The organism is Thalassobacillus sp. B23F22_16 (assembly GCF_043496955.1).
Lineage (GTDB): Bacteria > Bacillota > Bacilli > Bacillales > Halobacillaceae > Thalassobacillus > Thalassobacillus devorans_A.
This window is the reverse complement of sequence record NZ_JBIEKD010000022.1, coordinates 52,779-61,904: the sequence shown is the minus strand read 5'-3', so window position 1 is coordinate 61,904 and position 9,126 is coordinate 52,779. Positions and strand designations below refer to the sequence as shown.

The following is a 9,126-nucleotide window of genomic DNA, read 5'->3' as shown; positions in this document are numbered from 1 at the left end:
GACTCTTGCACTGCTAAAGTGCGTTGTTCATTTCCTCATATAATGAAGAAATTGTATTGACGTACTGGTTGGTTCGTTCAGTTTTCAAAGATCAAAATTGTTTTGCCGCTCAAATTGGCGACTTAATCAATATATCATGTGGTTGTTTTTATGTCAACAACTTTTCATGATTTATTTTTTCTTTCTTGTGGTGTGTCGCTCTCTTAACGCGACGTTTAATAATATACCATGGCATTTTTTTATCGTCAATAGCTTTTCAAATAAAAATTCCGCTTTCTTTATAATGCGCAAAGAAAGCGGATTGCAGAGCGATGAAGTTTAGTTTTTCACCTTATACTTACGATGGTAAATCTCCGGTCCTTTTGTATCGTGGAGTTCTACCTCCAAAAGTTCTTTCTCTGTTAAATACTCAATCATCGCCGATAGATCAAGGGCATATAATTGAATCTCCGGATGGACCTTCAACTCACCAAAAGTCCATGCATCTTCTTTTTCTTGCATAAGCTCTAATAAATGTTTTGCGCTGTTCTTTGCACGAATGCTAATGGAATGTTCAACTGCAAGCAGCATCAACTGCACACGTTTGTCTGTCGGTTCACCGCTTTGAATAAGTTCTTCATATAATTTATACACTTCCGCATCGATTCTCCGTACCTGGTTCCACACCGTTACTTCAGGATGAAACCCTTTTTCAATAATAGCTAGCCTCGCCAAATAATGCAGGGAATGAACCATACGGCTGAATGCATCCAGATACTGCCCGGATTCATATAGATCTTTGGATTCACTGTAGCTCCTGATCAACTTAGCGAATTCAATCGCCTTTTTTAAATCACGGGTTTCCTGTGGGAAGTCATTGAGCTTAGCCTTCAATTCTTCCATATATTCATTGCGGTCAAAAATCACCTTGCCATTGATAACCCATTCTACTGCTCTTCGATATCCACTTGTCTCCACCCATTCCTTCAATAGTTCTTCATCTACAATATGCATGGCCGCTGTTTTATTTTCGAATTCATAATGTTTCACATACCAGGGATCATCAGCACCTCTTACTATAATTAAGAGGATGACATCAAAATTGTCCGTAACCGGACTGATCGGTTTTTTCTTCTCCATGATCAAGACGCCGAGTGTATTAGGCAGACTTGCGCGTTCTTGATAGATGGGTCGTAATAAATCTTCCATTGTACTTTCCCCCAGCGGTTTTTTATAGTAGGTCACAAACAATTATTCGATAAATTTGTTCAAAATCCTCTTTTCTTCATGTAATTCCCTGCTAAAATTATGCTATACTACCTTTTGAAAGCACGAAGGAGGGTCACCAGTGGGGTTACAATATAGCAGTAAGATAAATAAAATCCGCACGTTCGCACTTGCGCTGGTATTTGCCGGATTTGGTATCATGTATATAGGTTTATTATTCAAACAGACGGAATGGCTGATGATCATATTCATGATTCTTGGAATGGCAGCAATCGGCCTCAGTACCGTGGTTTACTTTTGGATTGGCATGTTATCGACGAAGACAATCCAAATCATCTGCCCGAATTGCGACAAGCCGACAAAAATGCTCGGAAGGGTCGATGCATGTATGCATTGCAAGCAGCCTTTAACTTTGGATAAATCCCTTGAAGGAAAAGAATTTGACGAGAAATACAACTCCAAACGATTTCAGAAACAAGAAGAACAGAACTAGCCATCTTTGGTGTGACGGACACATCATATTATATAGAATTAGAATCACAAAATAAGCCTCATCCCCGACAAAAGGGATGAGGCTTATTTTTTTATGATAAGATTAGTGTGCGTTTTTCGACTGGCAGTCGCTGCAAATTCCATACACTTCCATGCGATGATTATTTACATCAAATCCTGTCACCTGTTCAGCTAAAGACTCCACTTCATCTAAGCTTGGATAATGGAAGTCGACGATTTTACCACAGGATTCGCAAATAACGTGATAATGCTCCGTGGTATTGCAATCGAATCTGCTGGAAGCATCTCCATATGTTAACTCCCTGACCAGGCCGATATCTTTAAATACCCGCAGGTTGTTATATACAGTGGCAACACTCATATTAGGGAATTTTCCTTCCAGCGCTTTATAGATTTCATCAGCTGTCGGGTGAGTCATTGAGTTAAGCAAATATTCAAGCACCGCATGACGTTGAGGCGTGATTCGCACACCAGAGTCTTTCAATGTTACGATCGCTTCTTGCAGTCTTTTATCAGACACCGCCATGCACCTCGCTTTCCGTTGACTTAATTTTAGAATATTATTAAATAATAATCTTTATAAATAGTGTACCTCGTCGTTACTATTATTGTCAATATACGTATATTGTAGATTCCCGTTACTATACGTCTGCTTGTAGCGGAGTCTCCTCTCCACCTAATTGATGATTGACATAACGCGCTGCAACAAATAACAAATCAGATAAACGATTAAGATAGGAGACAACCAATGGATTGTTCAATTCATCGCCCAAGGCCACGGCTGTCCTTTCCGCACGCCGTGCTACCGTGCGTGCAGCATGAAAAGCGGAGGAAGCTTCGTGTCCCGATGGAAGAATGAAGTTTTTCAGCGGTGTCAACCCTTCTTCCCACTCATCAATATAGGTTTCCAGCTCTTTAATATGTTCTTCCTTCAACTGCCACATTACATCTTTTCCTTTTGGTGTCGCCAGTTCCGCACCAACATGGAAAAGAATAGTCTGGACTTTTTTCATAAATGCTTTGAATTTATCACTGCTGTCCCACTCTTCCCGCCTCAAATGGCTCATCGCGAGTCCTATCATCGAATTGACTTCATCACATGTCCCGTATGCTTCAACACGTAAGTCATTTTTAGGTACTCGATCTCCGTAAATCAATGATGTGGTTCCTTTATCTCCTGAACGTGTATATATCCTCACCCTTAATACCCCCGTTTTGGATCAATTTTATTAATAAATTTCTCTTGCCCTTGTAGATAGCGTTCCAAGTTATCACGAAAAATATCAAAACCTCGATATTGATATTGCGGCGAAACCCCAGACAGGTGGGGGGTCACTGTAATATTTTCTTCCTCCCACAAAACATGGTCTTCCGGAAGTGGTTCCTCCTCGAATACATCAAGTACTGCATGAGCGATTTCTCCATTACGAACCGCCTCTAATACTGTCTCCGTTTTAACGAGATCCCCTCTGCCCATATTCAGAAAAACTGCGTGGGCAGGCATCTTCTCAAAGTGTTCTAGTTTAACGAAATCAATCGTTTCTGGTGTACTTGGCATAACGGCAACTACGAAGTCCGCTTTATTTAATACATGTGTCCAATTATCAGAAGGGTAGGTTTCATCGAAGTAAGGTTTAAGTTTTCCTGTTTTTGATACCCCGATAGTCTTCATTCGAAACGCTTGCGCCAATCTGGCTGTTTCCTGACCGATGGCTCCTGTCCCGAGTACCACCAGTGTCTTACCTGTAATCTCATTCATCACGACTTTACGGTCCCAAACATGGGCTTGTTCGTGGGCGATTACCTTTTTCCCTTGACGTGCTACTTGAAGCAGCATAGTAAATGTATATTCTGCCATTGGAATCGCATGAATTCCTCTCGCATTCGTCACTAATATTCCTTGCTTATCAATCTGCTTGAATGGCATTTTTTCCATTCCTGCCGATAATACCATGATCCATTTCAGTTTTTTGGCCTGCTTGATCAGTTCGTCGTTTAAGTCCTCCCCATAAGTAATGAATATTTCGGCTTCCGGCAATTTCGTTTTTGCTTCTTCAATACCATGACAGAAGGAAAAGTCCAACTCTGGATAATCAGCTTCAAGCCTGTTACGGATATCTTCTTTTACATTCTTTATAGCTGAAAGCACTAGCATATATGTACATCCTCCTCCACTGATCCTGTTTCTATTTTAGCTGAATTATCGCAATTTACAAAAATAAATCACTTTCCTGTAACGAAAATAAAAAATGGAGACATCACTTGTAGTGATGCCTCCAGTAAAGGGGAGGTTTTCGGTTGATACTTTACTTTATGTCCTCCCGATTTATTTGTATAGCGCATATACCCATAACGATGAAAAAACGCTCTAAAAAATAGAGCGTTTAAACTAGGATAAGTTTTCCCGGATATATTCGAGTGCTGCCTCCACATGCCCCTTCACTCGCACTTTCCGAAATTCTTTAACGAGATTTCCTTCTTTGTCAATAATGAAAGTGGAGCGTACAATTCCGTAATATTCTTTACCGAAATTTTTCTTTAGCTGCCACACGTCATACGCTTCTGCTGCCTGCTTGTCTTCATCTGCAAGAAGCAGGAAAGGCAAATCATGTTTGTCGATGAATTTTTCGTGGCGCTCGACCGGGTCCGGGCTGACACCTAAGATGACCGCATCCAGGTCGCCAAAGCTTTCATGATGATCCCGAAAGTCGCAAGCTTCTGTGGTACACCCTGGTGTCATATCCTTCGGGTAAAAATATAAAACGACATTCTTACCACGGTAATCTGAAAGCTTGACCTTTTCACCATTGCTTGCTTCTAATTCAAAATCAGGTGCTTTTTTACCAACTTCCACACTCATAAAATTTATCCCCTCCTATAAATAATGTTCATTTCTATCATTAAGATTACAGGAAAGGATACTCAATTTCCAATCTCAATCGACTTTATGCTGTGAATCATAAAACACACGGACAAACATGGCTGCAGGTATGGTATAACCAATCAATGCTTCCAGTAAAGCGATTGGTCTCCCCCAACCTATCGGAATAATATCTCCATAACCTACTGTCAACAGCGTTACGCCGCTGAAATAGATCGCCTGTCCAATGCGATCAAGTAAAGCTTCCTGCTGTAGGCCGCCTCCCGCTAACAAAGGAATGCCGTTCATAGATAGAAGAAAATAAATGATTCCGAAGCCAGTCATGACGATGAGATATAAAACCAGCAGGCCGGTAAACACAGTCAATGAAAAATGATGGTTGTCTGAAATAAGTTCACGAAAAAACGATGTCAAACTGACTATGATGAGTAATACGATGAACAGCAATATAACTATTTCGACCATATATAGCTACTCCCCACCCTTTGGAATACTGCCTCTTAAACTTTATGCGGTTCCCCCGCTCCCCTATACGTAGTTTAACGCGACGAAAACATTTACATATTCTTCTAAATAATGAAGCTTCAGGACCGATAAAAGGTATAGGCAATACCAATCACGTGAATAGCTATTTATTACCAGTAGCATTATACTTAAATTAAACAGAGGTACAAGAGGTGACGGAACGTGAAACGTATATATATTATAGAAAATAATGAGCAAGTCGCTTCTTTCCTTGTCAAAACGTTAAAAGAAAGCGGCTATCAGCCATTTCTTGCCAACGATTATGATAAAATTCCGGCTGAGTTCACCGCTTATGAACCTCACCTTGTTTTAATAGCGGTTGGGACCCCTGCATTTGATGGCCTCTTTTGGTCCAGAGAAATACGAGCCCTAGGCAAGTGCCCCATATTATTGATGCCGGATTCCTCTTATAAGATGTCACAAGTAATTGCATTAGAAAATGGCGCAGATGGTTATTTGAGTAAACCCTTGAACGCCATTCCTTTGCAGGCTGTAATAGAACGGACCTTAAAGAGAGTTTATGCAAGTGACAAAGGGAGCGAGCTGAAACTGCGTCCCATGGAGATTGACTACCAGGGGGTAAAGCAGTCCCTGACTAGAAAAGAATATTTCCTCATGAAAGCATTTATAGAACGTCCCTCTCAGCTACTAACACGTCAGTATCTATTACAGCTGCTGACTAACAACATTGGAGAGTTGGATGATAATACATTATCCGTCAACATGACGAGGTTGCGAAGGAAGTTATCCCAGATCGGATTAGAAAACGCCATCCAAACCGTCCGTGGCAAAGGATATAAGTTCAACCCGAAATGACCCGCTCTCCCCGCCATACCAGGGATGAACACACATCCCAATTCGTCCCCCTTTTCATAATATATTGTAAACGCGCAAAAGGGGGTGGAAGGAATGGGTTACAGAGGTTACAACAATGGCTTTGCGTTGATTGTAGTGTTGTTCATCCTTTTGATTATCGTTGGCGCAGCATATGTATACTAAAATCAAATAAGTTAACTCAATTCTCAGGAAGACTACCCGTTCGCTCCATCATACCGGGTAGTCTTTTTACATACGTTCTGGTTACTGCTATCGACATTCGCCATCCCATGCTACAATGATAAACGAATTATTTCAGGGAGGTTTACGATGAACTTTTCAAAATCAGAACAGTTACATGAAGAAGCATTACACCATATTGTCGGAGGAGTAAATTCTCCTTCTCGTTCTTTCAAAGGTGTCGGCGGCGGCACACCGATTTACATGGAACGTGCAGAAGGCGCTTATTTCTGGGATGTGGATGGCAATAAATATATCGATTACCTTGGCGCTTATGGCCCCATCATCACCGGGCACGCACACCCCCATATTACGAAGGCAATCACCACAGCTGCCCAAAATGGCGTCCTATATGGCACACCAACCTCTTTAGAGAATCAATTCGCACGTAAATTAAAAGAAGCGATTACTTCTATGGATAAGGTCAGGTTTGTGAACTCAGGTACCGAAGCAGTAATGACGACGATTCGTGTAGCAAGGGCATACACCGGCCGTAATAAAATCATTAAATTCGCTGGCTGTTATCATGGCCATTCCGACTTGGTACTGGTAGCTGCAGGTTCAGGTCCTTCCACGTTGGGAACTCCTGATTCAGCCGGGGTGCCAGCTTCTATCGCAGCAGATGTGATCACCGTTCCTTTCAATGATATCGAACCATTCAAGCAAGCACTGGAACATTGGGGGGATGAAATCGCTGGCGTTTTAGTTGAACCGATTGTCGGGAATTTTGGGATTGTCGAACCGAAGCCCGGCTTCCTGCAACAAGTGAACGAACTGGCACATCAAGCAGGAGCATTAGTAATTTATGATGAGGTAATCACTGCTTTCCGTTTTGCTTATGGAAGTGCGCAGCAACTGGTAGGAGTTGAGCCTGATATGACCGCTATGGGGAAAATCATCGGCGGCGGCCTCCCAATTGGAGCTTATGGCGGCCGCGCGGATATCATGGAGCAAGTCGCTCCTCTTGGTCCTGCCTATCAGGCTGGTACTATGGCCGGAAACCCTGCTTCTATGTCAGCAGGGATCGCCTGTCTGGAAGTATTGCAGGAAGAAGGTGTGTATGAAGAACTGGATCGATTAGGTGCCAAGCTGGAAGAAGGGATAGGACGCAGTGCTGTAAAATACAATATCCCTGTAACTATCAATCGTCTCAAAGGTGCACTGACTGTTTACTTCACAACCGGACAAGTGGAAAACTATGAGCAGGCAGAAAACACAGACGGCGAAATGTTCGCGCGCTTTTTCAAATTGATGCTTAATCAAGGTATCAACCTTGCACCATCCAAATATGAAGCATGGTTCCTGACTACAGCCCATACAGATGAAGATATTGATAAGACACTTACGGCTGTAGAAGAAACTTTTAAAACGATGGCAAACGATTAATCTTTTAAGCCCTCTGTATAAAAAAGCGGAGGGCTCTTCTATTATCTCCTGCCAGTAATAAGCATGGTTATGTGATATTTTAAATTTTTCTCCACTAAGAGGCATTAGCTAAATACTAAAAGAAGAGTGATTGCTAAGAAAGTATGATTATGATAATATAATATTATATTCCTGAAAATTCTCACGATTTGCGCGAGAATTGTTCATTTCCTTCCCTTTTCATATTGTTTCAACTCCGTGCTGAAACACTCCTGACTTTTGCATTCCATGCAAAAGTCTTTCTTTTTTATAATTACCTTGCCTCTCATACGCTCACCTTTTTGTTTCACTTTCTTCATTAAATACCTTAAGGTGGTAATAAAGAAGCAGTAGTTTAGAAAGGTGATGCCGATGAAGCTGGGTGCCAGAATGATGAAGACTGGGCTTGCTGTGGCAGTAGCGATTTATGTCGCTTCTTTATTTGAGCTGACTAATGAGGTGATCGCAGCAATTGCTGCCCTTTTTTCAATCCAGCCCTCTATTTATCGTTCGTTTCAAACTGTTATTGAACAAATACAAGCGAATATCATTGCGGCCGCTGTCGCTATAATTACTGTCTATACCTTAGGGGACAGCCCATTTATCGTTGGTTTTTCCATCATCGTGGTCATCGCTCTTAATATGAAATTGAAAATGAATGAGAATACGATTATCTTTGCGTTAGTGGCAGTGGTGGTGTTAATGGAGCCGACCGATATGGCCTTCCTGCCATATGCGGGTGCACGCATCGTTTCCTTGATGATTGGTATATTGTCTGCATTTGTTGTAAACCTGGCATTTGTACCTCCTAAATATGAAACCAATCTGTTCCGGCAAATCGATCGCAACACGAGCGATATTCTGCAATGGCTGCGGGTTACTACCCATCATTTATCAGACGAGCCAGCCTTAAAGACAGAAATGAATAGACTGCAGGACGAATTGCGCTATATCGACCAAACTTATCTGCTGTATAAAGAAGAACGTACCTACTTAAGAAAAAACAGATTTACAAAAGCACGCAAAATGGTACTATTCCGGCAGCTGATTGCAACAACGAAGAAATCATACGATGTATTGAAAGCATTCCATCGTCTTGAAGGTGATATCGACCATATCCCTAAAGACTTTCAGGAAGTGCTGGTCTCCGAACTGGATAAGGTTATTCACGCCCATGAAAAACTGATGCTTAGCCTGATGGGGCGTATCCGTAAAACCCATAAGGAATCTCTAAGAGAGTCAGAAACTCCTGATATTCCTAAGCTGGTGGAACAGCTGATCCATATCTATGAAGATGATCATGACCATGATAAACTGATTTTCCTCCCATTGGCTGCTCAGCTAATGGAGTACCATTACCACCTGGAACACTTGAAGCGCATTATTAAAAGCTATCAACGATTTCATTATGAAAGTCACCGAAGTATGTTTGAACAAAAACGAGCCCGATAATAAATGTGAACAGGCTGGCGAGAACATCTCGGCAGCTTTTTTCTTTATGAACGTGTACCGGTTAAAAAGAATGTGCTCGTCTTTTGTAA

The 9,126-nt window shown here is 41.7% G+C and carries 11 protein-coding genes; 5 read left to right on the top strand and 6 right to left on the bottom strand.

The window, feature by feature from the left end; all coding sequences use genetic code 11:
- Positions 1-318: 318 nt before the first annotated feature.
- Positions 319-1,188: a nucleotidyltransferase-like protein gene (locus ACGTNI_RS15780; RefSeq protein ID WP_085505615.1), complete on the bottom strand. Its 870-nt coding sequence runs from the start codon at positions 1,186-1,188 to the stop codon at positions 319-321.
- Positions 1,189-1,327: 139 nt separating this feature from the next.
- Between ACGTNI_RS15780 and ACGTNI_RS15775 the strand changes: the two genes are divergently transcribed.
- Positions 1,328-1,699, top strand: coding sequence for a YgzB family protein (locus ACGTNI_RS15775; protein WP_085505614.1), 372 nt, complete (start codon positions 1,328-1,330; stop codon positions 1,697-1,699).
- A gap of 102 nt (positions 1,700-1,801) precedes the next feature.
- Here the strand turns inward: ACGTNI_RS15775 and perR are convergent, their stop codons facing one another.
- From perR to ACGTNI_RS15750, 5 genes are all read right to left on the bottom strand, one after another.
- Positions 1,802-2,239 (bottom strand): peroxide-responsive transcriptional repressor PerR, encoded by a 438-nt coding sequence (gene perR, locus ACGTNI_RS15770; RefSeq protein ID WP_176223913.1) that lies wholly within the window; start codon positions 2,237-2,239, stop codon positions 1,802-1,804.
- Positions 2,240-2,360: 121 nt separating this feature from the next.
- Complete coding sequence (locus ACGTNI_RS15765; protein WP_085505612.1) at positions 2,361-2,918, bottom strand: cob(I)yrinic acid a,c-diamide adenosyltransferase; 558 nt, start codon at positions 2,916-2,918, stop codon at positions 2,361-2,363.
- 2 nt (positions 2,919-2,920) lie between these two features.
- Positions 2,921-3,874 carry a D-2-hydroxyacid dehydrogenase gene (locus ACGTNI_RS15760; protein WP_394463691.1) on the bottom strand — a complete coding sequence of 318 codons (954 nt, stop codon included), beginning with the start codon at positions 3,872-3,874 and terminating at the stop codon, positions 2,921-2,923.
- A 234-nt stretch (positions 3,875-4,108) separates the two neighbouring features.
- The gene (bcp, locus tag ACGTNI_RS15755; protein WP_085505610.1) at positions 4,109-4,579 is read right to left on the bottom strand and encodes a thioredoxin-dependent thiol peroxidase; all 471 of its coding nucleotides are present in this window, start codon (positions 4,577-4,579) and stop codon (positions 4,109-4,111) included.
- Between the two features lie 75 nt (positions 4,580-4,654).
- Entirely contained in the window at positions 4,655-5,065 is a 411-nt protein-coding gene (locus ACGTNI_RS15750) for a potassium channel family protein (RefSeq protein WP_085505609.1), read from the bottom strand.
- Positions 5,066-5,287: 222 nt separating this feature from the next.
- Between ACGTNI_RS15750 and ACGTNI_RS15745 the strand changes: the two genes are divergently transcribed.
- The 4 genes from ACGTNI_RS15745 (at position 5,288) to ACGTNI_RS15730 (ending at position 9,037) form a co-directional block, all read left to right on the top strand.
- On the top strand, positions 5,288-5,941 hold the full coding sequence (locus ACGTNI_RS15745) for a response regulator transcription factor (RefSeq protein ID WP_394463690.1): 654 nt from the start codon (positions 5,288-5,290) through the stop codon (positions 5,939-5,941).
- A 93-nt stretch (positions 5,942-6,034) separates the two neighbouring features.
- Positions 6,035-6,124, top strand: coding sequence for a YjcZ family sporulation protein (locus tag ACGTNI_RS15740; RefSeq protein ID WP_085505607.1), 90 nt, complete (start codon positions 6,035-6,037; stop codon positions 6,122-6,124).
- A 147-nt stretch (positions 6,125-6,271) separates the two neighbouring features.
- The gene (locus tag ACGTNI_RS15735) at positions 6,272-7,567 is read left to right on the top strand and encodes a glutamate-1-semialdehyde 2,1-aminomutase (protein WP_394463689.1); all 1,296 of its coding nucleotides are present in this window, start codon (positions 6,272-6,274) and stop codon (positions 7,565-7,567) included.
- Positions 7,568-7,957: 390 nt separating this feature from the next.
- Entirely contained in the window at positions 7,958-9,037 is a 1,080-nt protein-coding gene (locus ACGTNI_RS15730) for an FUSC family protein (RefSeq protein ID WP_085505661.1), read from the top strand.
- Positions 9,038-9,126 lie beyond the last annotated feature (89 nt).

What these genes read in the sequence shown, in the direction of transcription:
- ACGTNI_RS15750 (WP_085505609.1), bottom strand. Translation starts at nt 5,065, where the DNA reads ATGGTCGAAATAGTTATATTGCTGTTCATCGTATTACTCATCATAGTC.
- ACGTNI_RS15740 (WP_085505607.1), top strand. Translation starts at nt 6,035, where the DNA reads ATGGGTTACAGAGGTTACAACAATGGCTTTGCGTTGATTGTAGTGTTG.
- ACGTNI_RS15730 (WP_085505661.1), top strand. Translation starts at nt 7,958, where the DNA reads ATGAAGCTGGGTGCCAGAATGATGAAGACTGGGCTTGCTGTGGCAGTA.
- ACGTNI_RS15780 (WP_085505615.1), bottom strand. Translation starts at nt 1,188, where the DNA reads ATGGAAGATTTATTACGACCCATCTATCAAGAACGCGCAAGTCTGCCT.
- ACGTNI_RS15760 (WP_394463691.1), bottom strand. Translation starts at nt 3,874, where the DNA reads ATGCTAGTGCTTTCAGCTATAAAGAATGTAAAAGAAGATATCCGTAAC.
- bcp (WP_085505610.1), bottom strand. Translation starts at nt 4,579, where the DNA reads ATGAGTGTGGAAGTTGGTAAAAAAGCACCTGATTTTGAATTAGAAGCA.
- ACGTNI_RS15735 (WP_394463689.1), top strand. Translation starts at nt 6,272, where the DNA reads ATGAACTTTTCAAAATCAGAACAGTTACATGAAGAAGCATTACACCAT.